This is a genomic window from Pseudomonas sp. S2_B07 (assembly GCF_054668435.1).
The window spans coordinates 1,667,033-1,689,280 of sequence record NZ_CP162769.1; the positions used below are offsets into that span (position 1 = coordinate 1,667,033).

The 22,248-nt window shown below is 58.7% G+C and carries 25 protein-coding genes and 1 tRNA gene; 4 read left to right on the forward strand and 22 right to left on the reverse strand.

Translation table 11 applies throughout. The annotated features are described in order from the left end of the window. Nucleotides 1-4: 4 nt before the first annotated feature. The 10 genes from AB4N43_RS07685 to AB4N43_RS07730 form a co-directional block, all read right to left on the reverse strand. Nucleotides 5-217 carry a hypothetical protein gene (locus AB4N43_RS07685; protein ID WP_059181332.1) on the reverse strand — a complete coding sequence of 71 codons (213 nt, stop codon included), beginning with the start codon at nucleotides 215-217 and terminating at the stop codon, nucleotides 5-7. A 98-nt stretch (nucleotides 218-315) separates the two neighbouring features. Then, entirely contained in the window at nucleotides 316-498 is a 183-nt protein-coding gene (locus tag AB4N43_RS07690; RefSeq protein WP_027922531.1) for a hypothetical protein, read from the reverse strand. A gap of 122 nt (nucleotides 499-620) precedes the next feature. Then, nucleotides 621-1,094: a glycine zipper domain-containing protein gene (locus tag AB4N43_RS07695; RefSeq protein WP_050590149.1), complete on the reverse strand. Its 474-nt coding sequence runs from the start codon at nucleotides 1,092-1,094 to the stop codon at nucleotides 621-623. 114 nt (nucleotides 1,095-1,208) lie between these two features. After that, nucleotides 1,209-1,580 carry a hypothetical protein gene (locus AB4N43_RS07700; RefSeq protein WP_027922529.1) on the reverse strand — a complete coding sequence of 124 codons (372 nt, stop codon included), beginning with the start codon at nucleotides 1,578-1,580 and terminating at the stop codon, nucleotides 1,209-1,211. A 336-nt stretch (nucleotides 1,581-1,916) separates the two neighbouring features. Then, entirely contained in the window at nucleotides 1,917-2,105 is a 189-nt protein-coding gene (locus AB4N43_RS07705) for a hypothetical protein (protein ID WP_027922528.1), read from the reverse strand. Between the two features lie 177 nt (nucleotides 2,106-2,282). Further along, complete coding sequence (locus tag AB4N43_RS07710; RefSeq protein WP_027922527.1) at nucleotides 2,283-2,603, reverse strand: YbjQ family protein; 321 nt, start codon at nucleotides 2,601-2,603, stop codon at nucleotides 2,283-2,285. A gap of 27 nt (nucleotides 2,604-2,630) precedes the next feature. Beyond that, nucleotides 2,631-3,959 (reverse strand): serine hydrolase domain-containing protein, encoded by a 1,329-nt coding sequence (locus AB4N43_RS07715; protein WP_460153699.1) that lies wholly within the window; start codon nucleotides 3,957-3,959, stop codon nucleotides 2,631-2,633. Between the two features lie 51 nt (nucleotides 3,960-4,010). After that, nucleotides 4,011-4,949, reverse strand: a complete 939-nt coding sequence (locus tag AB4N43_RS07720; RefSeq protein WP_027922525.1) for an AraC family transcriptional regulator — start codon at nucleotides 4,947-4,949, stop codon at nucleotides 4,011-4,013. A 22-nt stretch (nucleotides 4,950-4,971) separates the two neighbouring features. Continuing rightward, on the reverse strand, nucleotides 4,972-5,805 hold the full coding sequence (locus AB4N43_RS07725) for an oxidoreductase (RefSeq protein WP_027922524.1): 834 nt from the start codon (nucleotides 5,803-5,805) through the stop codon (nucleotides 4,972-4,974). Nucleotides 5,806-6,048: 243 nt separating this feature from the next. Beyond that, nucleotides 6,049-6,138 (reverse strand) — tRNA-Ser (locus AB4N43_RS07730). 308 nt (nucleotides 6,139-6,446) lie between these two features. On the opposite strand from AB4N43_RS07730, the gene AB4N43_RS07735 reads away from it, so the two are divergent. The 3 genes from AB4N43_RS07735 to AB4N43_RS07745 all read left to right on the forward strand — a co-directional run bounded on the left by AB4N43_RS07735 (nucleotide 6,447) and on the right by AB4N43_RS07745 (nucleotide 9,193). Next, complete coding sequence (locus AB4N43_RS07735) at nucleotides 6,447-7,136, forward strand: crotonase/enoyl-CoA hydratase family protein (protein ID WP_027922523.1); 690 nt, start codon at nucleotides 6,447-6,449, stop codon at nucleotides 7,134-7,136. Between the two features lie 214 nt (nucleotides 7,137-7,350). Then, a complete protein-coding gene (locus AB4N43_RS07740; RefSeq protein ID WP_027922522.1) occupies nucleotides 7,351-8,073 on the forward strand; it encodes a 1-acylglycerol-3-phosphate O-acyltransferase in 723 nt (240 codons plus the stop codon). A 148-nt stretch (nucleotides 8,074-8,221) separates the two neighbouring features. Next, the gene (locus tag AB4N43_RS07745; protein WP_027922521.1) at nucleotides 8,222-9,193 is read left to right on the forward strand and encodes a magnesium and cobalt transport protein CorA; all 972 of its coding nucleotides are present in this window, start codon (nucleotides 8,222-8,224) and stop codon (nucleotides 9,191-9,193) included. Nucleotides 9,194-9,278: 85 nt separating this feature from the next. Here the strand turns inward: AB4N43_RS07745 and AB4N43_RS07750 are convergent, their stop codons facing one another. The 3 genes from AB4N43_RS07750 to AB4N43_RS07760 form a co-directional block, all read right to left on the reverse strand. Next, nucleotides 9,279-10,001 carry an amidotransferase gene (locus AB4N43_RS07750; RefSeq protein WP_027922520.1) on the reverse strand — a complete coding sequence of 241 codons (723 nt, stop codon included), beginning with the start codon at nucleotides 9,999-10,001 and terminating at the stop codon, nucleotides 9,279-9,281. A 95-nt stretch (nucleotides 10,002-10,096) separates the two neighbouring features. Next, a complete protein-coding gene (locus tag AB4N43_RS07755; RefSeq protein ID WP_460153702.1) occupies nucleotides 10,097-12,241 on the reverse strand; it encodes a 3-hydroxyacyl-CoA dehydrogenase NAD-binding domain-containing protein in 2,145 nt (714 codons plus the stop codon). A gap of 27 nt (nucleotides 12,242-12,268) precedes the next feature. Next, on the reverse strand, nucleotides 12,269-13,474 hold the full coding sequence (locus AB4N43_RS07760) for an acetyl-CoA C-acetyltransferase (RefSeq protein ID WP_027922518.1): 1,206 nt from the start codon (nucleotides 13,472-13,474) through the stop codon (nucleotides 12,269-12,271). 594 nt (nucleotides 13,475-14,068) lie between these two features. On the opposite strand from AB4N43_RS07760, the gene AB4N43_RS07765 reads away from it, so the two are divergent. Then, a complete protein-coding gene (locus tag AB4N43_RS07765) occupies nucleotides 14,069-14,890 on the forward strand; it encodes a c-type cytochrome (RefSeq protein WP_460154204.1) in 822 nt (273 codons plus the stop codon). A gap of 122 nt (nucleotides 14,891-15,012) precedes the next feature. Here AB4N43_RS07765 and AB4N43_RS07770 read toward each other — a convergent pair whose 3' ends face one another. The 9 genes from AB4N43_RS07770 to AB4N43_RS07810 form a co-directional block, all read right to left on the reverse strand. Next, nucleotides 15,013-15,822: a transglutaminase family protein gene (locus AB4N43_RS07770; protein ID WP_027922516.1), complete on the reverse strand. Its 810-nt coding sequence runs from the start codon at nucleotides 15,820-15,822 to the stop codon at nucleotides 15,013-15,015. Next, nucleotides 15,819-16,769 (reverse strand): alpha-E domain-containing protein, encoded by a 951-nt coding sequence (locus AB4N43_RS07775; protein ID WP_027922515.1) that lies wholly within the window; start codon nucleotides 16,767-16,769, stop codon nucleotides 15,819-15,821. The genes AB4N43_RS07770 and AB4N43_RS07775 overlap by 4 nt, the downstream gene beginning before the upstream one ends. Before the next feature lie 12 nt (nucleotides 16,770-16,781). Next, on the reverse strand, nucleotides 16,782-18,191 hold the full coding sequence (locus AB4N43_RS07780) for a circularly permuted type 2 ATP-grasp protein (protein ID WP_027922514.1): 1,410 nt from the start codon (nucleotides 18,189-18,191) through the stop codon (nucleotides 16,782-16,784). Nucleotides 18,192-18,588: 397 nt separating this feature from the next. Beyond that, nucleotides 18,589-18,930 carry a ribonuclease E inhibitor RraB gene (locus AB4N43_RS07785; protein WP_027922513.1) on the reverse strand — a complete coding sequence of 114 codons (342 nt, stop codon included), beginning with the start codon at nucleotides 18,928-18,930 and terminating at the stop codon, nucleotides 18,589-18,591. A gap of 215 nt (nucleotides 18,931-19,145) precedes the next feature. Next, nucleotides 19,146-19,379 carry a hypothetical protein gene (locus tag AB4N43_RS07790; protein WP_059181336.1) on the reverse strand — a complete coding sequence of 78 codons (234 nt, stop codon included), beginning with the start codon at nucleotides 19,377-19,379 and terminating at the stop codon, nucleotides 19,146-19,148. Nucleotides 19,380-19,598: 219 nt separating this feature from the next. Further along, nucleotides 19,599-20,474, reverse strand: a complete 876-nt coding sequence (gene speE, locus AB4N43_RS07795; protein ID WP_027922511.1) for a polyamine aminopropyltransferase — start codon at nucleotides 20,472-20,474, stop codon at nucleotides 19,599-19,601. 275 nt (nucleotides 20,475-20,749) lie between these two features. After that, nucleotides 20,750-20,941: a PLDc N-terminal domain-containing protein gene (locus tag AB4N43_RS07800; RefSeq protein WP_027922510.1), complete on the reverse strand. Its 192-nt coding sequence runs from the start codon at nucleotides 20,939-20,941 to the stop codon at nucleotides 20,750-20,752. Nucleotides 20,942-21,005: 64 nt separating this feature from the next. Beyond that, nucleotides 21,006-21,536 (reverse strand): hypothetical protein, encoded by a 531-nt coding sequence (locus tag AB4N43_RS07805; protein WP_460153704.1) that lies wholly within the window; start codon nucleotides 21,534-21,536, stop codon nucleotides 21,006-21,008. Nucleotides 21,537-21,650: 114 nt separating this feature from the next. Then, complete coding sequence (locus tag AB4N43_RS07810; RefSeq protein ID WP_027922508.1) at nucleotides 21,651-22,169, reverse strand: ankyrin repeat domain-containing protein; 519 nt, start codon at nucleotides 22,167-22,169, stop codon at nucleotides 21,651-21,653. Between the last annotated feature and the right edge of the window lie 79 nt (nucleotides 22,170-22,248).

Sequence of the window (22,248 nt, forward strand, 5' to 3'; positions counted from 1 at the left end):
TGACTCAGCTCGGCTCGCCTGAGTAATCCTCACCGGCAATGTCCGGATCTTCAGGGTCCGCCTCGACATCACCGCGCCTCACATCATCGTCAGGCACTTGCTCCACCGCCGTATCGTCATCGGGCGGACGTTGATCACGACTCAACGAATCGGTCGGTGACGGCAGCGGATATTCAGGTGTGTCGTCGGTGTCGGTGTCTTTCGGATCAGCGTTCATAAGCACCTCTCAAAGGGCCTGAAAAGCAGGCCCTGATAGTTCGAGGGGTGATGCAGGGTGGTGTTCGATCAGAGAGACGATCGGTTAAACAAAACACATCAATCTACGTCTTCATCCTCTTCTTCGTACTCGAGGTTCCCCACATCGCCCGCGTCATCAGAGTCGTTGAGGGGCACCGTGGCGTCGTCCATGAGTGAACCCGGATCTTCATTGCCAGGGTCGTTGATGAATGGAAGTCCGCTTGGGCCTTTTTGTTCTTTGCCTTCGGTTTCTGGCGTCATGGCATGCCTCGCATTATTGGGGGGTGTATGAAGTTCGAGACCGCCTGTGGCCAATCGTTCCGGTTTGCGAATTGCAGACACAAAAAACCCGGCACCAGGCCGGGTTTCTATTCGAGAGCGTATTAGTGATGCTTGTTTTTGTGCTTATGCTTGTGACCGTTCCCGTGGCCGGAATGTGAGCTGCCATTGTTGCCGTCGTCGCCCAGGTTGTTCCCGACTGCACCACCCGCGGCACCGCCAAGGCCCGCGCCGATGGTCGAACCGGTCGAGCCGCCGAGGCTGTTGCCAACCACTGAGCCACCTGCTGCACCTAAACCACCGCCAATAGCCGCCTCGTTGCGATTGCCTTTACTCGCCCCGACTGCGCTACCGGCCGCACCACCAACGCCCGCGCCAATAGCGGCGCCTGTGCTGCCGCCCAATTGTCCGCCGACGACGTTACCCAACGCACCACCCAGACCGCCGCCCACTGCAGCGGTGCCGTCGCCGGCCGCCATTGCACCTTGAGCCGCGAACAGTCCAACCACAAACGCAGACAGCACCAAACGTCGAGCAATGATGTTTCTACACTTTTTGCCGTTGTTAACCGGAGTCATGGGAAGCCTCTTATTCTACGGGGGTATACGACCTTTGAGGCTTGGGTCAAAGAATCGTTCATTAACGAAAAAGCCCGGCGTTTAGCCGGGCTCTTCGATGCTGATCGATCAGGATCAGTGACGCTTGTGACCGTTGGCCAGGTTGCTGCCAACGCCGCCGCCCAAAGCACCACCCAAACCAGCGCCGATGGTGGAACCGCTCTTGCCACCCAGGCTGTTGCCGATCACCGAACCGCCGGCCGCGCCAACGCCACCACCAATGGCAGCGGAAGTACGGTGGCCTTTGCGTGCTGTAACAGCACTGCCGGCTGCGCCCGCTACGCCCGCACCAATCGCTGCGCCGGTGCTGCCGCCCATGCTTTGGCCGACCACATTACCCAGCGCACCGCCCAGACCGCCGCCAATTGCCGCGGTGCCATCACTGGCAGCCATCGCACCTTGAGCAACCAGAAGCCCAAGAACCAGTGCAGGCAGAGTTAAACGCATGACGAAAACCTCAAAAATAGGGAGATAAATGAAAGGCGGGGATTGAATGCTTTAGCGCACGAAACGTCCACACAAAAACCTCCGCACCTCGCAATTAGCGACGGTTGGACAGCGTTTATGGAAAAGGTTTTATGGCAGGCAAAAAAAAGCCCGCTGGGGAACGGGCCAGGTACTGCTTTCTAACGGATGGTTTGAGCCTACGGGCGATGCTGTGAAAAGTTTGTGAAAAAACAAACGACCAACACCACCGAGCGTCTGCCGCCGGGTTTTCAACCGACAATGGGTGCTGCAACAACGAAAAACCCCGCTGAATGGCGGGGTTTGTGCGGTTAACGGTTACTTCCTGGAAGGCGCTGCCACTCTCGGCAGAAATTTCGACTTCGGCCCTCTGGGCACGGTGGATTTCACTTTGCCGACCTGGACCGGGTCTTCCCCGAAGCCCGCCACATACTCTGTCTGGCCGCATTTAACGCAATTGTTGATTGGAAATTCAGCCCCGTCGTCTTCGATATACGGATCAGCCATACCTCTTCCCCTCTCAAAAAGGGTCGACACCGGCAAAGCCATTTGCCTGAAAAATATCGACCACCAAGGCTTTTGAGACTAGTCGGTCATTACCGGACTTGTAATTCAGATTGTTGCGTGCCCGACGAATGGCCCGCGCTGCGACCGATAAAACACCTCGCGATCAAACAAATCGAATCACTTCAATCTGACCGCTGTCCCCGTCACAAACACCACGACCATCCCGCCCTTGCCAGCCGGCATGCTGATCTCAAAATCGAGCCCTACCACGGCGTCCGCCTGAAGCGCTCGCGCCCGCTCCTTGATCTCGTCAGTCGCCTGAATCCGCGCTTCCTTCAACGCCCGCTCCAACGTCTGGGAACGCCCACCGAAAAAATCCCGCATCCCGGCAAACACGTCGCGGATAACGTTCACGCCCTGCACTGACTCGGCACTGACGATATCCAGGTAGGCGGTGATCTGACGGCCTTCGATGGCGTGGGTTGTGGTGGTGATCATAGGAATTCCTTCTTTATAAACAGCGAATCAAGGCAACTTGGACAAAAACGCGGCCAACGCATCAAACGCCGGCAGCGTCACCGGATCATTCGCCGAGTTACTGGCAACCGGGTGCGAGGCATAACGAACAATCACCATCTCGGCTTTCGGATCGACATAGATGCGCTGGCCATGAACGCCGCGCGCCATGAATGCCCCGTCCTCCTTGCCCGTCACCCACCACATCGAGCGGTAACTCCAGCCCTTCAACAAGTCATAACCGGCCTTGGCGAAAACCTGTTTGTCGCCACCACGACGAATGTCATCCACGACGGCTTTGGGCACGATCTGCTGGCCGTTGAACTGGCCGTCATTGCGCAGCATCTCGCCAAACCGGGCGAGGTCTCGCAAGCCGGTGTTCAAGCCACCGCCAGCAAACGGCGTACCGATGGCGTCCACGGTGAAATAGGCATCCTGCTCGGCGCCCAAACGACTCCAGATGCGCTCCGATAATAACTGCGCAACGTTGCGGCCGGTCGCTCGGGCGATGATCCAGCCGAGGGCGTCGGTGTTGACGGTCTTGTAGCCAAACGCGCTGCCGTGTTCGCCTTGCAGTTGAACGGTCTGCAAAAACTCGTAGTAACTCCGCGGCCCGGTGTAGTCCTTGGGCTTGGGCAATGGACTGCCAGCCTTTGCGTGCGCCCAGACTTCGGCGTTCGGGTCGGCATAGTCTTCGCTGTATTTGAGTGCGGTGGTCATGTCGAGGACCTGACGTACCGTGGCGCTGCCGAACGCGGAGGCCGCCAGTTCGGGAACGTAATCGGCGACAGGCTTGTTCGCATCGATTCGCCCCTCAGCCACCAACATTGCACCCAGCGTGCCGACCACGGATTTGGTCACTGACATCGCCGCGTGCTGACCTTCGGGTTTCAGCACACCGAAGTAGCGCTCATAGACCACCTTGCCCCTGTGCATCACCACAATTCCGTCGGTGTAAGTGGCGGCGAGGGATTGATTCCAGGTCATCGCCTGCGTTGCGCCAAGCGGCGTGAAGCTGACGGCATCGATATCGTTGCGCAGCGCAGAAGTCAGCGGGACCGGGGCGCCGAGGCCTCGTGAAACGTTGATTGTCGGCATGAGCTGCCGGAAGTTCGAAACGCTCCAGCGCATAGCCGGGAACTGGAAGTAACTGCCGTCCTCGAAGCGCACGGTGCGATCGGCAGGAGGTGGCGAACCGACCATCCAGCCCAGTTTGGCGGGGTCACTGGCTTCGGCGTCGGGGAATGTGGTTGCGGTGACGAGTGGTGACAGGGCGCATGCCAACACCGCAGTGATGGACCTGACAGTGCGGCGGTGAACAGCGCGAAGGTGAGGCATTGTGTCGATTCCATTCGAGGGGTTCGGCAGTCTAGCAGGCCCGACTTATCACTAATGCGACGAAACATAAAAGGACGGCGTGGACGGCGCAGGCAACGCATAGGTCGCCTTCATCCACTCAATCTCAGCCTGGGGCGTTCGGCCGAAGAAGCGTTTGAACTCCCGACTGAATTGCGAGGCGCTTTCGTAGCCCACATTGAACGCCGCAGCCGAAGCGGTCATCGCGTTGTGCAACATCAGCAATCGAGCCTGATGCAAGCGTGTCGACTTGAGGTATTGCATCGGAGACGAGTCCGTCACGCTACGAAAATGCAGGTGAAAGCTGGGCACGCTCATGCTTGCTTCCTGGGCAAGGGACTCCACATCCAGGTGCTCGTGGTAGCAACTGTGGATCTTGCGGATGGCCCGAGTGACCTTGCCAAAGTGCCCCTGGCGATTAAGCGCAGCGCGCATTGAGCCACCCTGCTCGCCCGTCAGGATGCGGTAGTAGACTTCCCGCATCAGCGACGGGCCGAGTATGTGCGCATCACCCGGTCGACTCATGGCGTCAAGGAAACGCAGCGTCGAGGTACGTAACAAGTCGTCCATTGGCGACGCGTACATGCCTTTGGGCTGGGCATCACTGGGTCCTAGTGCTTCATCGACTTGCAGCAGCAACTCGCTGGCCAGCTGGAAGTTCAGGCGCATGTAAACCGCCAGCATCGGCTCCGCTTCGCTGGCATCGGTCTCCATGGTGAACGGAACGGGGACGGAGACCACGAGATAATGCTGGGCGTCGTAAAGGTAGACATCATCGCCCAGATACCCGCGCTTGCGTCCTTGGCACAGGATCACGATGCCGGGGTCGTACAACACCGGAGTGCGGGTCAGCGGGCGGTTTGAACGCAAAAAGCGCACGTCCTCCAGCGCGCTCAGGTTGTAGCCTTCAACTGGAGCGAGCTTTTCCATCAACTGCACCATGCGCGAGGTGCGTGAGTCGACCTGAGTCATTAATGCTCCCTGTACTTGCCGATCAGCCATCGGTTGAACGGGTCACCGCTTCCCATTGATCTATTTCACTGGCAGCGCTGGCAAGCTTGTCACGCACCAGGCTCAATGCATCGCTACCCAACAACACGTGCGCAGGCGGCGTCGGACTGGCAATGACCTGCAACATCGCTTGTGCTGCTTTTCGCGGGTCGCCCAGCTGTTTGCCGCTCTTCTCTTCGCGTGCCTTACGTACGGGGTCGAAACTGGCGTCATAGTCGGCAATGCTTCGCGGCGTGCGTTGCATCGAACGTCCTGCCCAGTCAGTGCGAAACGAGCCAGGTGCCACCGCCGTGACGAAGATATTGAAAGGCCGTAGCTCTTTGCTGAGCGTGTCCGAGATACCTTCGAGAGCAAACTTGCTGGCGCAATAGTAGGCGATACCCGGCATTGTGATGGTGCCGCCCATGGACGTGATATTGAGAATGTGACCGGCCCGACGCTTGCGGAAATAAGGCAGGAAGGCCTTGATCACCGCTACCGCGCCGAAGACATTGACGTCGAACTGATGACGCATCTCATCCAGCGGCGACTCCTCGAGGATGCCCTCATGTCCGTAGCCGGCATTGTTGACCAATACATCGACCGGGCCGTGGTTTGCTTCAACCTCCGCTATGACGCTGTCGATGCGATCAAAGTCCGTTACATCCAGGATGACCCCATGAACACTGTCCGGGGAAAGAGCCTGAAAAGCTTGCAACGCGCTTTCACTGCGAACGGTGCCGATGACGCGATGGCCCGCTGCAAGCGCTTCTTGCGCCAGGGCGTTGCCGAAGCCGCTGCTGACCCCGGTGATGAAGAGGGTTTTTCTGCTGATCATGGCCATCTCCGACAAGTAGGTGTGGTGCCATGGTAGCTATCGCAAACCAGGCAACCTATACCGATTTGTCTTCGAGCATTGCCTATTCGTATCAGGGGCAAGAGTGAGGTGGGCGCAGTTAGCCATTCGGCAGTTGTTTGTCGTGCGCTTTCGATGGGTCACTGGCCAGACTCTTTTTCAGCCCCCGGAAACCACAAAACCCCTGATTTCTCTCGAAATCAGGGGTTCTGGTTACATCGAATTTGGCGGTGAAGGAGAGATTCGAACTCTCGATACAATTTCTTGTATACACACTTTCCAGGCGTGCTCCTTAAGCCACTCGGACACTTCACCGTATCTCGTCAAACAAGTTCTGTCTGTCGAGGCGCGCTAATGTAGTCGAAACCTTTTCCGATGGCAAATTTTTTTTGCAGAATTTTCATGCGCTTAGCGTTTTAGTCGTTCCACCGGGTTTGGCGTCATGGCAAACCTGCCAATCTCCGGCTTCGCGCCTGCTTCTATATAGAAGGGAACGCGCCGCGGATGTGGCGGGCTACGCTTGTGCGGCGGGGAAAGGGTGACTGGCGGGTCAGTCACGGCGCTTTACCTGGCCTGTCGCGGTGGGTAACGTCTGCCCCAACTTTCATACAAGGAATAGCGTCATGAGTGAGTTGATTTCCTACCATCTCGAAGACGGTATCGCGACCCTGACCCTGAGCAATGGCAAGGTCAATGCCATCTCGCCCGACGTGATTGCCGCGTTTAACGCTGCGCTGGATCAGGCAGTGACTGATCGTGCGGTGGTGATCATTACCGGTACGCCGGGGATTCTGTCCGGTGGTTATGACTTGAAGGTGATGACGTCCGGTCCGAAAGAAGCCGTGGCATTGGTCACTGCCGGTTCGACACTGGCCCGTCGCCTGCTGTCGCACCCGTTCCCGGTGATCGTGGCGTGCCCTGGGCATGCCGTGGCCAAGGGTGCGTTCCTGCTGTTGTCGGCGGATTACCGCATTGGGGTTGATGGCCCGTTCAGCATTGGTCTGAACGAAGTGCAGATCGGCATGACCATGCACCACGCCGGTATCGAGATTGCCCGTGATCGCCTGAGCAAGGCTGCGCTGCATCGCTCGGTGATCAATGGCGAGATGTTCACTCCGAAGAGCGCCGTAGACGCAGGTTTCCTCGACGTGGTGGTCTCGGCCGAAGAGCTGGAGGGCGCCGCGCTGGCGGCCGCTCGTCAATTGAAGAAGATCAACATGACCGCGCACAAGAACACCAAGTTGAAAGTACGCAAGGCGCTGCTGGAGACGCTGGATAACGCAATCATCCTCGATCAGCAACACTTGGGTTAAGCCCAGACTCGCAGCGTTGAAAAGCCCGACCGTCGTGTCGGGCTTTTTCTTACCCATGGTGTTGAAAAGTCTGTAACCGCTCTAGAACGCGTCTGACCCACAAGTCGGAAACATGCGCACAAACATCGCCTATCTCCCTCCTCTATAGCGGCAATTGCCGAAAACAGTGCACATCCGTACACTGCGCCACCTTTTGTCCCGGTGGGGCCTGTAAATGCTGTTTGTGTTTCGTATGTTCTTGATGGGCCTGCACTTTATTCTGGCCGGTGTGCTTGGGGTGATTCTGGGCCTGTGTCGCCCGTTCAACCCGGACAACAGCCGTTTGTGCGCACGTCTCTATGCGTGGCCGGCGATGTGTATTTTGCGTTTACGGGTGAAGGCCGATGTCGGGCCGTTGATGAACAAGCCTGACAGCTGCGTGATCATCGCCAATCACCAATCCAACTACGACCTGTTTGTATTCGGTAACGTGGTGCCCCGCCGTACCGTGTGCATCGGCAAAAAGAGCCTGAAGTGGGTGCCGCTGTTCGGGCAGTTGTTCTGGCTGGCCGGCAACGTGTTGATCGATCGCGGCAATGCGCACAAGGCGCGCCAGTCGATGTTGACCACCACGCACACCTTGCAGCATGAAGACACGTCGATCTGGGTCTTTCCGGAAGGCACGCGCAACCTGGGCGAAGAGTTGCTGCCGTTCAAGAAAGGCGCGTTCCAAATGGCGATTGCTGCCGGCGTACCAATCGTGCCCGTGTGCGTCAGCAGTTACGTCAAACACATGCGATTGAACCGCTGGCGCAGTGGGAAAATTCTGATTCGCTCGCTGCCGGCGATTCCGACAGCAGGATTGAGTCTGGACGACATGCCCCTGCTGATGGCCCAGTGCCGCGAACAGATGCGCGAGTGCATCGCTTCGATGGATCGGCAACTGCAAGCCGCTTAAAAAAGAAACCCGCCTGGTGCGGGTTTTCTTTTGCCTTCGAACTTTCACCTTCGAACTCTGCAGAGTTCGCTCACTCTGAAGCATCAGACAAGGCTAAGCTGAAGATTGCCTGCCACTGCCACCTGCTAATAAGAAGTGAACCTGAATCATGGGTAGAGTTGTTGCTGCTGCGGTTTACAGCGCCGGTAAGAAAGTCACCAACATCACCCTCGACGAGGGCGCAGCCTGGGCCGCAAAACCCGGCCACTTTGTCTGGATCGGCCTCGAAGAGCCGGACGCCCAGGAGCTGGCCAACCTGCAACGCCAGTTCAACCTGCACGAACTGGCCATCGAAGATGCCCTGGAAAAACACAGCCGGCCGAAACTCGAAACCTTTGGCGACGCATTGTTTATCGTCACGTATTCGCCCATTCGTAACGAAGGCAAACTGCAGTTCATCGAGACGCATATCTTTGCCGGTAACGGCTACATCATCACTGCACGCAATGGTCATTCGGCGTCCTATGCCTATGTCCGGCAACGCTGTGAGGCGCGCCCATTGTTGCTTGAACACGGGGAGGACTTCGTTCTCTATGCCCTCCTCGACTTTGTGATCGAAAACTACCAGCCCGTGGGCGAAGCGATCCACGCCGAGATCGATGAGCTGGAGCGCAACGTGTTGTGCAGTGCGTTGAATGAACATGACATCCAGAAACTGCACGGCCTGCGCCGGGACGTATTGCGCCTGCGTCGTTATGCGGCGCCGATGGTGGAGATTGGTGAGGAATTGCAGAAACTGAGCTTCCCGTTCATCGACAAGAACATGCGCCCGTACTTCCGGGATGTGCAGATTCACGTGACGCGGCAGATGGAAGACCTGACGACCCTGGCCGACATTGCCAGCCAGACGATTGAGGTGGGGGTGTTGCTGGAGGCTTCACGCCAGAGCGTGGTGCAGCGCAAATTTGCCGCGTGGGCGGCGATTTTGGCGTTTCCGACGGCGGTGGCCGGGATTTACGGGATGAACTTTCAAAACATGCCGGAGCTGGCGTGGCACTACGGGTACTTCGGGGTGTTGGGGTTTATTGCGGTGGGATGCACAAGTTTGTGGGCGAGTTTCAAGAAGTCGGGGTGGTTGTAGCCACTACCCAGGTGTCAGTGACAATCGCGAGCAAGCTCGCTCCCACAAGGGTATCTCCATTGTGGGTGCGAGCTTGAATCAGGTTTTAAACCGTTTCTGGCTTGTGCGCCACAAACCGCATCATCCACTCCGCTACCGTAGCGCCATGATGCTCATGCTCAAGGCTCTTCACGCCTTTGGAGTAGATCTGCTCGCCCAGCGCTTCCTGACGAATGTCCAGCAGCGCTCGCGAATAGTCGTGAATGAATTCCGGATGACCCTGGAAGCACAGCACTTGATCATTGATGTGATAAGCCGCGAACGGGCAGAAATCGCTGGAGGCGATGACCGTGGCGTTTTCCGGTAGCGACGTCACTTGGTCCTGGTGGCTGATCAACAAGGTCAACTCTTCCCTGACCGGGCTCATCCACGGCGCCTTGGCCGCGAGTTTGTAACTGTGGGTGCCGACACCCCAGCCTTGGGTGGCACGTTCGCTTTTGCCGCCCAGCAACAACGCCAGCAACTGATGGCCGAAACACACGCCCAAGAGTTTGTCGCCGCGTTCGTAGCGGGTCAGCAGGTATTTCCTGAGGGTTTCGATCCACGGGTCGGTGCCGAAGGAATCGGCCTTGCTGCCGGTGACCAGATAAGCGTCGAAGGTCAGGTCATCGCTTGGGTATTCGCCCTGCATCACGTTGTAGACCGTGAACTCGGCCGCGATAGGTTGCTGCGAAAACAGGTGCTTGAACATCTGCCCGTAGCCCTGATATTGGTCGACCAATTCTGGACGCAGGATGTCGGTTTCCAGAATGCAGATGCGTAACGACATAAAAAATACCTGACACGTGATGGGAATAATGCACACCCCAGAGCCTGCCTCGAAACACCGTTCCAAGGCAAGCCCCGCGAAGCGTCACCGGTCCCTTAAAACGTCTCCCCTTTGGCGGCTTTTTCCAGCAACAACGCTGGCGGATTGAAGCGTTCGCCATACTGCGCGGCCAGGTATTGGGCGCGGGCGACGAAGTCTTGCACGCCGTACTGATTGATGAATTGCAGTGCACCGCCGGTCCAGGCCGCGAAACCGATGCCGAAGATCGAACCGACGTTGGCGTCCGCCGTCGACGTCAGCACACCCTCCTCCACACAGCGCACGGTTTCGATGGCTTGCACGAACAGCAGGCGATCACGCACATCCTTGGGCGAAATCTGCCCGTCAGGCTTTTCGAAACGGCTTTTCAGCTCTGGCCACAGATGCTTCTGGCCAGCGGCCGGGTATTCGTAAAAACCGCCTCCTGCCGCTTTACCGGGGCGTTTGTATTCGTTGAGCAGCAAGTCGATCACCGCAAAGGCCGGATGCTCTATCAGCGGTTTCCCTTCGGCTTGCAGGTCTTTGGCCGTTTGCTGACGGATATGGCTCATGAGACTGAGGGAAACTTCATCAGAAATCGCCAGCGGCCCGATGGGCATGCCGGCCTTGCGTGCTTCGGTCTCGATCATCGGCGCGCTGACGCCTTCGCCGAGCATGGCGATGCCTTCGTTGGTGAAGGTGCCAAACACCCGCGAGGTAAAGAAGCCGCGACTGTCGTTGACCACGATCGGGGTTTTCTTGATTTGCAGGACGAAATCGAAGCCTCGAGCCAGGGTTTCATCGCTGGTATTGGCGCCTTTGATGATTTCCACCAGCGGCATTTTTTCCACGGGACTGAAGAAGTGCAGGCCGATGAATTTGCTCTGGTCCGGCACCGCGGTGGCCAGGCCGCTGATCGGCAACGTCGAGGTGTTGGAAGCGATCACCGCATCCGGCCCGACGACTTTTTGCGCAGCCGATGAGACCCTGGCTTTGAGCTCGCGATCTTCGAACACCGCTTCGATGATCAGGTCGCAACCGGCCAGGTCGGCATCGTTTTCCGTGGTACGGATCCGCGCCAGAATCGCCTCACGCTGCTCGGCAATCATCTGGCCGCGCGCGACTTTCTTGTCCAGCAACGCTGCCGAATGGGCCTTGCCCTTCTCCGCCGCCGCCAGCGTGATGTCCTTGAGCACCACCTCGATGCCTGCCGATGCGCTGACAAACGCGATGCCCGCGCCCATCATCCCGGCGCCGAGTACCCCGACTTTTTGCGTCACACAAGGCGCAAAACCTTGCGGCCGCGAACCGCCGGCATTGATCTCGTTGAGTTGGAACCAGAAAGTGCCAATCAGGTTTTTCGAGACCTGGCCCGTGGTCAGCTCAGTGAAGTAGCGGGTTTCGATCAGGTGCGCAGTGTCGAAATCCACCTGGGCGCCCTCAACCGCCGCGCAGAGGATTTTCTCCGGCGCAGGCATGCAGCCTTGGGTCTTGCTGCGCAGGATCGATGGCGCAATAGCGAGCATCTGCGCGACTTTCGGGCTGGACGGGGTGCCGCCGGGGATCTGATAACCCTTCACGTCCCAACGTTGTACCGCCGTCGGATTGGCCAGAATCCAGGCCCGCGCCTTGCTCAGCAGTTCATCAGGATCCTTCGCCAACTCGTCAATCAACCCGGCCTGCAACGCCTGTTGTGGCCGGACTTTTTTGCCTTCGAGCAGATACGGCAAGGCTTTCTCGATGCCCAGCATCCGCACCATGCGCACCACCCCGCCGCCGCCCGGCAGCAAGCCGAGGGTGACTTCCGGCAGGCCGAGTTGCACGGATGGATTGTCCAGCGCCACGCGATGATGACACGCCAGGCAGATTTCCCAACCACCGCCCAATGCGGCGCCGTTGATCGCGGCCACCACCGGTTTGCCGAGGGTTTCCAGGGTGCGCAATTGACCTTTTAGGGTCAGCACCATGTCGTAGAACGCTTTGGCCTCTGGCTTGCCAACCTTGATCAGTTCATTGAGGTCGCCGCCAGCGAAGAACGTCTTCTTCGCCGAGGTGATGATCACCCCGGCGATGCTGTCTTTTTCAGCGACCAGACGGGCGACGCAGGCGGCCATGGCTTCGCGGTAGACCGCGTTCATGGTGTTGGCGCTCTGGCCCGGCATGTCGATGGTCAGGACAACGATCCGGTCCTGACCCTTTTCGTAACGAATGGCTTCAGTCATGAACATGTTTCCTTGGAAGTCGGGGGCTCAGAGGCGTTCGATGATGGTGGCAATGCCCATGCCGCCACCGACACACAACGTCGCCAGGCCATAGCGCAGGCGTCGGGTTTCCAGCTCATCGAGCAGCGTGCCGAGAATCGCGCAGCCCGTGGCGCCCAGCGGATGACCCATGGCGATGGAGCCGCCGTTGACGTTGACCTTGTCCGGATCGATGGCCATGTCCTTGATGAATTTGAGCACCACCGAGGCGAACGCTTCGTTGACCTCGAACAGGTCGATGTCTTCCACCCGCAGCCCGGCCTTGGCCAGCGCTTTACGGGTAGCCGGCGCCGGGCCGGTGAGCATGATGGTCGGATCGGTGCTGGTGACCGCCGTGGCAACGATCCGCGCCCGTGGCTGCAGGCCAAGCGCCCGGCCCTTGGCTTCGGAACCAATCAGCATCAGCGCCGCACCATCGACGATCCCGGAGCTGTTGCCCGGCGTGTGCACGTGATTGATCCGTTCGACATGGCTGTAGACGCGCAACGCCGTGGCGTCGAAGCCCATTTGCCCCATCATCTCGAAACTCGGCTTGAGCTTGCCCAAGCCTTCCAGGGTGGAGTCGGCGCGAATGAACTCATCGTGATCGAGCAAGATGATGCCGTTCTGATCCTGCACCGGCACCAGCGACTTGTTGAACGAACCGTTCGCCCGTGCCCGCGCCGCTTTCTGTTGCGAGTGCAGCGCGTAGGCATCCACGTCCTGACGGCTGAACCCTTCGAGGGTGGCAATCAGGTCGGCGCCCACGCCTTGCGGTGTGAAATGGCTGTGCAGATTGGTTTCCGGGTCCAGCGCCCAAGCCCCACCGTCGCTGCCCATGGGCACGCGAGACATCGACTCGACACCGCCGACCACCACCAGGTCTTCGAAACCGGAGCGCACCTTCATCGCGCCGAGGTTCACCGCTTCAAGCCCCGAAGCGCAGAAGCGGTTGATCTGCACGCCCGAGACGCTGACGTCCCAATCCGCCACTTGGGTCGCGGTTTTGGCGATATCGGAGCCTTGATCACCAATCGGCGTCACGCAGCCGAGCACCACGTCATCGACCTGGCTGGTATCGAGCGACGTGCGCTGTTGCAGCGCCGTGAGCAAGCCGGCCACCAGATTGACCGGTTTGACGCTGTGCAAGGCGCCATCGGCCTTGCCTTTGCCACGGGGCGTGCGTAACGCGTCGAAAATCAAAGCTTGGGTCATGACGTCCTCGAACCTGGGCGGTGAGTAAATACTGAGTGCTCACTCTTATGCCGGGCCGCCGCGGATTCAATGACCGCAGTGCTCACTGACGTTGACTGACGTGCTCAGACGGACGGTAGTGAGCGATGGGATTAACCGATTCAGGACACGGAGCTGTCTAGCAAAAGGGCGCCCAAGAAGCTGGCAATAGGCCTCATGCCTTTTTAAGAGCATTTGTCGATAGTTCCATACGAAATGGATCTAAGTCACGAGTGACGCGGGCTCTAAGGTGAAGTGTACGAAGTTGTCGTCGGGTTTTGCCGAGGCACTCGTCTGACAGGAAGTGCAACGCTCTGCCGTCATGGAGATATGCAGGCAGGCATCAGGAAATAACAAAAAAGGCGGTCAAGCCATGTTCAAACATTCGAAAGTACGTCAAGCCGGGCTCATTCTTTTCGCCACCACGCTGTTGTTGATTTTGCCGAATCTGACCAAGGTGATTGGCTAGTCGGTAAAAGAAAACGGTGTCAGGTATTTATATCGTCATTCTAAAAATGTGACTGGCCCGCTACCCGGGCCAGCGTGGGTGTGCCAACCTTTGGGCACTTCCACGACATGGACGGCGATCTATTGAAAACGCTCATTCTGTTCGGGGCCTTGCTGCTCAGCACGCCTCTGTTTGCCGCACAGCTGAACCTCGAGCTGGGCGCGACCACTCGCACCTGGCAGACCGAAGAACTGCTCAAGCACCCGCAAGTCCAGACCCTCCATATTGCCGACGACGTTTCCTACAAACGGGACATGAGTTATCAAGCGGTGCCGCTGGCGGCGCTGTTGACCGGCATCAAGCTCGATGACCATTTGCAAGCCGTGGCGCTGGACGGATTTGCCGCCGAGTTGGCCGCAGCGCCTTTGCTCAACACTCAAGGTGCGCGGGCGTGGCTGGCGATTGAAGACCCGGCCAAACCTTGGCCGGCATTGTCAGAAGGCAAGCCGGGGGCCGGGCCGTTTTATCTGGTCTGGACGGATCCGCAGGCCGGCAATATCAGCCCGGAGCAATGGCCGTTTCAGCTGTCCAGCATCAAGCGCCTGGCGCCGGTCGCTGCGCGCTTCCCTGCCCTGCTGCCTGATCCGGCGTTGAAGGCGGGCGATCCGGTGAATCAAGGCTTTGCGTTGTTTCAGAAGAACTGCCTGGCTTGCCATCGATTGAACGGTGCCGGGGATGCGCAGTTCGGGCCGGATTTGAATATTCCGTTTAGTCCGACCGAGTATTTCGGGGCGGAGTTCTTGAAGCGCTATATCCGTGATCCGCAGAGCTTGCGCCAGTGGCCGCAGGCGAAGATGCCGGGGTTTACGGCGCAGGTATTGCCAGATGCGGATCTGGACATGCTGGTGGGGTATTTGAAGCACATGGCCGGGCGCAAAATTAAGCCCTGATACCCATCCCCCACTGTAGGAGTGCCTGCTCGCGATAGCGGTGCGTCAGTTACAGATTTGCTGACTGGCAGACCGCTATCGCGAGCAGGCTCACTCCTACAAGGGATTTGTAAGGCGCCTGATTATTGTTGCTGGACGGAGATAACCGGCATCGGCGTCGGCGACACAAACACCTTCGCATGCATCTGCTCACACCCACCGCCCCGGCGCATTCCGCGTACCGGACAGGCGTCCAGATAATCCAGGCCCACGGCAAGCTTCAAATGGCGCTCGGGCCGGGCCAATTCATTGGTCACATCAAAGCTGTACCACGCATCATCGAGCCAGGCTTCCGCCCAGGCGTGACTGGCCAGGTGTTCGCTGTTCTCGCTGTACAGATAACCCGACACATAACGCGACGGAATGCCCAGGCTTCGCGCACAGGCGAGAAACGCATGGGTATGGTCCTGACAGACGCCGGAACGTCCGGCAAAGGCCTGGGCCGCGCTGGTGTCGACTTCGGTCGAGCCTGGCGTGTAGGTCATGTGCTGGTTCAGGCCATGCATCAAGTCGATCAGTGCGGTGCGATCCCGACGGGTCTTGCATTCCTTTTGCGCGAACGCTCGCAAGGCTTCGTCGGCTTCGGTCAGCCGGGTGAAACGCAGGAACGGCAGCGCCGACTGGCTCTCATGTTCGGCTTCGCGCAGTTCATCGATATCCACCTGACCACGGGCGCCAATGATGATCGCCTCGTGCGGCTCGTCCATGGTCAGTACATGCAGGATGTTGCCGAACGGATCGAGTTGCGCGCGCACCGGGCGCGGCAGGTCGAGTTGCCAACTGAGCACGTGCTGACGCTCGCTGTCATGGGGTGTCAGTCGCAAATACTGGATGCTCGCCCGCACCTGATCTTCATAGTGATAGGTGGTTTCGTGGCTTATGGAAAGTCTCATGCAGCCTCCAGGTAAGAACTGTGAATGGCGTTGCCCAACTGGCGCACCAGCGGGATGAATTCGGTCAGCCAGGCATGCAGGCCTTCGTCGAGAATTTCGTTGATGCCGGTGTAGCGCAGGCGTGCGTCGATCTCGGCGGCCAGGCGCTGCGCGGGGCGGCCGTTGGCCCCCGGCAGGCTGGCGAGAATCTGGTCGATTTCTTCGGTGCACGCGCGCAAGGAACGCGGTACATCCGCGCGCAGCAACAGCAACTCGGCCACATGCCGGGCACCGGGGGCGTCGCGGTAGATCTCGGTGTACGCCTCGAACGACGACAGCGCTCGCAACAAGGCGCTCCACTGGTAATAGGCGTGCGCCGTGCTGTCACTGACCGCTTCGGCTTGATCGCCGGCCATTTCGTAGCGTGCATCGAGCAGGCGCAGCGTGTTGTCGGCCCTTTCGATAAACGTCCCCAGACGAATGAAGCGGAACGCATCGTTACGCATGATGGTGCCGTAGGACGCGCCCCGGAACAGGTGGGAACGTTCCTTGATCCACTCGCAAAAACGGCTCATGCCATAGCGGCTCAAGCCCTGTTCGGCGATCCCGCGAATTTCCAGCCAGGTGGCGTTTATGTTTTCCCACATGTCGGCGGTGATTCGCCCACGCACCGCATGGGCACTGGCTCGCGCCGAACCGAGGCAGCTGTAGATGCTCGCCGGGTTGGCCGCATCGAGGGCGAAGAAATGCAACAGCCGTTCGGCATGCAACTCGCCGTGGCGCTCCAGGTAATCGTCCAGGGTGCCGGTGATCAGCAGCGGCATGGCGAGTTCGTGCAGCCCGTTGCCGCGACCATCCTGCGGCATCAGCGACAGCGAATAACTGATGTCGAGCATCCGTGCGAGGTTTTCCGCCCGCTCCAGGTAACGCGACATCCAATACAAATCCGAGGCAGTTCTACTTAACATGGCAGGCTTCCTTCAATCCTCGACCACCCAGGTGTCCTTGGTTCCGCCACCCTGGGAGGAATTCACCACCAGAGAGCCTTCACGCAAAGCAACACGGGTCAAACCGCCGGGCACGACCCGGGTTTCGCGGCCAGACAATACAAACGGACGCAGGTCGATGTGGCGTGGCGCAATGCCGTTTTCGACAAAGGTCGGACAGGTCGACAGGGACAACGTCGGTTGCGCGATGTACGCGTGGGGCTTGGCTTTGATCCGTGCACGGAACGATTCGATTTCCGCCGCCGTCGCCGCCGGCCCCACCAGCATTCCGTAACCGCCAGAGCCCTGGGTTTCCTTGACCACCAGATCCGGAAGATTGGCCAGCACGTGGGACAGTTCGGAGGGATTGCGACACTGGAACGTCGGCACGTTCTTCAGGATCGGCTCCTCGTCGAGGTAGAAACGGATCATGTCGGTGACAAACGGGTACACCGACTTGTCGTCCGCCACCCCGGTGCCGATGGCATTCGCCAGCACGACGTTGCCGGAACGGTACGACGACAGCAGCCCCGGAACACCCAGCATCGAATCCGGATTGAACGCCAGCGGATCGAGGAACGCATCGTCGAGGCGACGGTAGATCACGTCGACAGCTTTCGGCCCGTCCGTGGTGCGCATGAACACCTTGTCATCGCGCACGAACAGGTCCGCGCCCTCCACCAGTTCAACCCCCATTTCCCGAGCCAGAAAGGCATGCTCGAAAAATGCGCTGTTGAAGCGACCCGGCGTCAACACCACCACGCTCGGGTTATCGATCGGGCTGGAGCTTTTCAGGGTATCCAGAAGCAGATTCGGATAGTGATCGATAGGCGCAATGCGTTGCGCCGCAAACAGTTCGGGGAACAGGCGCATCATCATCTTGCGGTCTTCGAGCATGTAGCTGACGCCGCTCGGTGTACGCAGGTTGTCTTCGAGCACGTAGTACGTGCCGTCGCCGTCGCGCACCAGATCGACACCTGAGATGTGCGAATAGATGTCCCGGTGCAGATCCAGCCCTTGCATCGCCAACTGGTATTGCTCGTTGGCCAGCACTTGCTCGGCCGGGATGATGCCGGCCTTGATGATGCGCTGCTCGTGATAGAGGTCGGCAAGGAACATGTTCAGTGCCTTGACCCGCTGAATGCAGCCGCGCTCGACGACCCGCCATTCGCTGGCAGGAATGCTGCGGGGGATGGTGTCGAAGGGAATCAGGCGCTCTGTCCCCTGCTCGTCCCCGTAGAGCGTGAAGGTTATCCCGGCGCGATGAAATAACAGATCGGCCTCGCGTCGCCGTTGTGCCAGAAGCTCGTCAGGCGTTTCGGCCAGCCAACGGGCAAACTCCCGATAATGCGGGCGGACCTGGCCGCCGGCATCGTACATTTCATCAAAATAGGTGCGGATCATGCCGTACTCCTTGTCACCCGGACATCTAGGCTTCGCAAGGCCCGTGCCAGCGGCAGAAACGCTTTGATATCAATCGGTTGGATAATCGCTCCGTTTTCACCGCACCATTCCTGTGCAGCAAACGCCCCAACCTGACAGCCCCCGCTTCATTGCAAGGCGACGTTGTCGCCTATCACCAGCATAGTCAGAGTTGATTTCACTGCCCGGGCGCCGGCGGGGATAATCCGCGCATTCGCTGGATAAACAGCCCGAACTTCCCTTTAGCCGCCTGCTCAGGCGGCTTTTTTTTGCGCCGGATTCTTGTTTCAGGGTTTTGCCGGACGTGTTTTACGACCCTCCGCAAACTAAAACGGCCAACCCGAAGGTCAGCCGTTAGTGCGTGTCACTGTTCATAGGATTATGCGAGTAGCCCTCGTACCTCCTGCTTGACGCCCCATCCTTCGATGATGCCGCCCAGAGGCTCGACCACCGCCTCGAAGCCTTGCTCGAAATCGCCGATGTCATCGTAAGTGGCGTACATGACTTTGCTCAGTTCGAGCGCCCATGCCCCGTCGTCGCGCACACTGATTTGCGCATTCAGGGATTCGCCACGGTAATGACCTGCTGCTCTGCGGGCCCGCTCCTCGTCGGGAAAAATGGCGTAGAACTCGATGGGGTGGAATCTTGAAAAGTCGAAACCGCCTTCTTTCATGCGGCGCAGCACTGAGCTGCTGATGTCTTCTTGATAGGCTGTGCTCATGAAACGTCCCCCTCATATAGTGATGGATAGACTTTCCGTATTCCCGGCACGCGCAACCGAGTGGTGCGCGCGATGCGGCAACCTCGTTGCCGGTGGGAAGCAAGCATGTAGCTGACAAGACCAGACCTTAGCGATCCGTTCGCTGATCTCGATTGCAGAGTAGCCTCAAGAGAGAGCCGCTGCCAAGGCCTGAATGAGAATGAGACAGGAGAGGTTCAGATTGGCGTGATGCCGAGGATTTGTATGCTGTTCTGGGCTTTGAGACTTTTGACGCTCGCATCAGCGGTTCGCCCTTCCAGATCATTCAGATCCAGTTTGGCAGCGACGGGAAGAAGTCGGGCCTTGATGAGTTTGGCGGCGTGCTCGTTATCCGGACACTCGTTGCACTCAAAGACTTCATCGACTGTTTCACCGTGATCATCCACGAAAGTGATTTTCCACTTTTGCATCAGTGCCTCCTCGATAAAGCCCATGGATGGGCCTACATGCATCTGGACTTTTGCGCTGACTGATCGTTCAAACGAATTGCGGTGTTCTGACAGGAAACCGGTTGCCGTTTTTGTAGGAGTGAGCCTGCTCGCGATAGCAATCTGTCAGTCAATAATCATGTGACTGACACACCGCTATCGCGAGCAGGCTCCCTCCTACACAGGGGGTGTGTACAACCCTTAGTCGTTGCTTGGCTTGTTCACCGCTTGCAGCACGTATTGCGGCAAGGCGAAGGCGCCGATGTGGATCTCTGGATTGTAGTAGCGGGTGATGATGCCGCTGCCGGCGAAACGCTGTTGCAGGGTTTCACGGGACAATTTGCGATAAGCGGTATCGGTCGCGCCCCAGGCAAATGTCATCGAGCCACCGATGTAGGTCGGCACGGCCGCCTGATAGAAGTGCCAGTCCGGGAACAGGCTGCGCAGACGCCCGGCGGTGGTTTTGACTTCTTCGATCTGCATGAACGGGGTGCCGTTCTGGGTGACCAGGATGCCGCCTTCGTTCAGGCAGCGACGGCAGGCCTGGTAGAAGTTTTCCGAGAACAGCACTTCACCCGGACCGATCGGGTCGGTGGAATCAGAAATGATCACGTCGAACTTTTCAGTCGTGGTGGCGACGAAACGCATGCCGTCGTCGATCACCAGGTTCAGACGAGGATCTTCGAACGCACCTTTGGAGTGGTTTGGCAGGAATTCCTTGCACATGTCGACGACGGTGCCATCGATCTCGACCATGGTGATGTGTTCGATGCTGCGGTGCTTGGCCACTTCACGCAGCATGCCGCCGTCGCCGCCACCGATGATCAGCACGCGCTTGGCGCTGCCGTGCGCCAGAATCGGCACGTGGGTGAGCATTTCGTGATAGATGAATTCGTCGGCTTCGGTGGTCTGGATCACGCCGTCCAGCGCCATCACCCGACCCATGCGCGGGTTTTCGAAGATGACCAGGTGCTGGTGTTCGGTGCGCACTTCGTGCAGCAGTTTTTCCATGCGAAAACGCTGGCCATAGCCTTCGTAGAGGGTTTCCAGGTATTCGCTGGCAGGGGTAGTGCTCATGGGAAGTGCTCCGATGAATGCGGGTGGCAACGGACGGTTACCCGCCCATGATGGCCAATCGAGCAGCTCGATTAACCGGGAAAGGCGCGCATTCTACGTCGCGGAAGATGACAGGTCGAACCTCACTTGATAAGTCGACACATTCCTCTGTGGGAGCGGCGGTGCGACGTCTCGACTTGCCTGCGATGCGGACGGCTCGGTCTAGGTAGACCGCAGCGATTCCATCGCAGGCAAGCCGCGCTCCCACAGGTTCAGTGTCGGTTGTGAGGACGCACTCAGATGCGGACGTTGCCCCGTGGCCCGGCGATGGCCCAGATGATCAGGCCCAATACCGGCAGGAACGCGATCAACAGCACCCAGAGGATTTTCATCCCGGTGGTGGCGCCACTTTTTATCACGTTGATGATGGCCCAGATATCCAGCACGAAAATGATCAAGGCGACCAGGCTGTTGAACGTAGAACCCATGGTGACGCTCCCTAAGAGTGATATGCACCCTTAGGATAGCCGGGCCTTGCGAGGGTTCCGCTTTTTAAACGTGAATCGCGATCTTCAGCGCTTCCAGCGACGGCGCAGCGGCGATGCCAACTTTGGCACACAGCTCAAGCACACGCGGCACATCGTTGCCGTAGACCAGCACCACTTGCAGCTCGTCGTCGAGCAGCTGGCTGAAGTTCATCAGCGTGTAACCACCGTTTTCCTTATTCATGCTACCCATTTGCACCTGAATGCGATTGAGTGCGGTCAGGGCTTCGGTCTTGGCCAGCTGCTTGGGTTTGATATTGAAATCAACGCCAGGGCCGAACGAGGCGACGATCTGGGCGAACAGGTCCATGTAGGTGTCGGCCTGGAACAGCACCGTCTCCGGCAGACTGCCGACCACCACCCATTCACCCAACGGGATCGGGAAGGTGTCGTCGTAGTTGATATCCGGGTTGGCCGTGAGAAAAGCCTGCGGATCGGCGTAGGCTTGAGCCGCTTCGTCAGCAACTTTCAGGATTTGGTCATCGCTCATGCACCCGGAGCTGATTTTGCTGATGAGTTCGACGAGTGCGGCTTTCATGAGGCGGATCCTGTAGCGAGTGAATTTTGAGGGCGCGAAGGATAGCGCATTCGCAGAAAGTTACCGAGCGTGAGGAGACCTGTGGCGAGGGAGCATGCCCCTCACCACAAAGCATCAGCCCAGCAGTTTTTCCAGCTGCGCGGTGGTGTCGACGGCGCCCATCGTTTTAGCGGCATCGAGGGCCGACACGCCGTTGGCGTCCTTGGCTTTCGGATCGGCCCCTTTGCTGATCAGGTAGTCGACGATGGCGACGCGGTTGAACATCGCCGCCATCATCAGCGCGGTACGGCCATCAAACGACGAACCTTCCACTTGCGCGCCGCCCTCGACCAAGGCCGTGACCACCGCCAGGTCGCCCTTGAACGCGGCACCGGCAATCGGGCTTTGGCCGTTGTCGTTGCGGATTTCCGGGTCGGCCTTGTGTTCGAGTAGGACTTTCACGGTGTCCACGTGGCCGTGGTAGGCGGCCAGCATCAGCAAGGTGTCGCCCTTGTGGTTACGCAGGTTGGGCGGCAGGCCTTTGGTCAACAGCGCTGCCATCATGGCCGCATCGCCCTCGCGCGCCTTGTTGAATACCTGTTCGGCAAATTCAGCGGCTTCTTCGGGGGTCATCTGGCGGCTTTGATCTGACATCGGGGGCTCCCTGTTCGGTTATTCGTAAAGCCGACAGTTTCCCGAGCAGCCCCCGCGCTGTCACTTGTTTTTTCTCAAG

Coding starts and splice junctions, on each gene's coding strand:
- AB4N43_RS07690 (WP_027922531.1), bottom strand. CDS start 498: ATGACGCCAGAAACCGAAGGCAAAGAACAAAAAGGCCCAAGCGGACTT.
- speE (WP_027922511.1), bottom strand. CDS start 20,474: ATGAGCACTACCCCTGCCAGCGAATACCTGGAAACCCTCTACGAAGGC.
- AB4N43_RS07760 (WP_027922518.1), bottom strand. CDS start 13,474: ATGACCCAAGCTTTGATTTTCGACGCGTTACGCACGCCCCGTGGCAAA.
- AB4N43_RS07700 (WP_027922529.1), bottom strand. CDS start 1,580: ATGCGTTTAACTCTGCCTGCACTGGTTCTTGGGCTTCTGGTTGCTCAA.
- AB4N43_RS07790 (WP_059181336.1), bottom strand. CDS start 19,379: ATGCAAAAGTGGAAAATCACTTTCGTGGATGATCACGGTGAAACAGTC.
- AB4N43_RS07755 (WP_460153702.1), bottom strand. CDS start 12,241: ATGACTGAAGCCATTCGTTACGAAAAGGGTCAGGACCGGATCGTTGTC.
- AB4N43_RS07750 (WP_027922520.1), bottom strand. CDS start 10,001: ATGTCGTTACGCATCTGCATTCTGGAAACCGACATCCTGCGTCCAGAA.
- AB4N43_RS07705 (WP_027922528.1), bottom strand. CDS start 2,105: ATGGCTGATCCGTATATCGAAGACGACGGGGCTGAATTTCCAATCAAC.
- AB4N43_RS07745 (WP_027922521.1), top strand. CDS start 8,222: ATGGGTAGAGTTGTTGCTGCTGCGGTTTACAGCGCCGGTAAGAAAGTC.
- AB4N43_RS07810 (WP_027922508.1), bottom strand. CDS start 22,169: ATGTCAGATCAAAGCCGCCAGATGACCCCCGAAGAAGCCGCTGAATTT.
- AB4N43_RS07765 (WP_460154204.1), top strand. CDS start 14,069: ATGGACGGCGATCTATTGAAAACGCTCATTCTGTTCGGGGCCTTGCTG.
- AB4N43_RS07725 (WP_027922524.1), bottom strand. CDS start 5,805: ATGATCAGCAGAAAAACCCTCTTCATCACCGGGGTCAGCAGCGGCTTC.
- AB4N43_RS07685 (WP_059181332.1), bottom strand. CDS start 217: ATGAACGCTGATCCGAAAGACACCGACACCGACGACACACCTGAATAT.
- AB4N43_RS07735 (WP_027922523.1), top strand. CDS start 6,447: ATGAGTGAGTTGATTTCCTACCATCTCGAAGACGGTATCGCGACCCTG.
- AB4N43_RS07710 (WP_027922527.1), bottom strand. CDS start 2,603: ATGATCACCACCACAACCCACGCCATCGAAGGCCGTCAGATCACCGCC.
- AB4N43_RS07720 (WP_027922525.1), bottom strand. CDS start 4,949: ATGACTCAGGTCGACTCACGCACCTCGCGCATGGTGCAGTTGATGGAA.
- AB4N43_RS07740 (WP_027922522.1), top strand. CDS start 7,351: ATGCTGTTTGTGTTTCGTATGTTCTTGATGGGCCTGCACTTTATTCTG.
- AB4N43_RS07780 (WP_027922514.1), bottom strand. CDS start 18,191: ATGATCCGCACCTATTTTGATGAAATGTACGATGCCGGCGGCCAGGTC.
- AB4N43_RS07805 (WP_460153704.1), bottom strand. CDS start 21,536: ATGAAAGCCGCACTCGTCGAACTCATCAGCAAAATCAGCTCCGGGTGC.
- AB4N43_RS07785 (WP_027922513.1), bottom strand. CDS start 18,930: ATGAGCACAGCCTATCAAGAAGACATCAGCAGCTCAGTGCTGCGCCGC.
- AB4N43_RS07695 (WP_050590149.1), bottom strand. CDS start 1,094: ATGACTCCGGTTAACAACGGCAAAAAGTGTAGAAACATCATTGCTCGA.
- AB4N43_RS07770 (WP_027922516.1), bottom strand. CDS start 15,822: ATGAGACTTTCCATAAGCCACGAAACCACCTATCACTATGAAGATCAG.
- AB4N43_RS07800 (WP_027922510.1), bottom strand. CDS start 20,941: ATGGGTTCTACGTTCAACAGCCTGGTCGCCTTGATCATTTTCGTGCTG.
- AB4N43_RS07715 (WP_460153699.1), bottom strand. CDS start 3,959: ATGCCTCACCTTCGCGCTGTTCACCGCCGCACTGTCAGGTCCATCACT.
- AB4N43_RS07775 (WP_027922515.1), bottom strand. CDS start 16,769: ATGTTAAGTAGAACTGCCTCGGATTTGTATTGGATGTCGCGTTACCTG.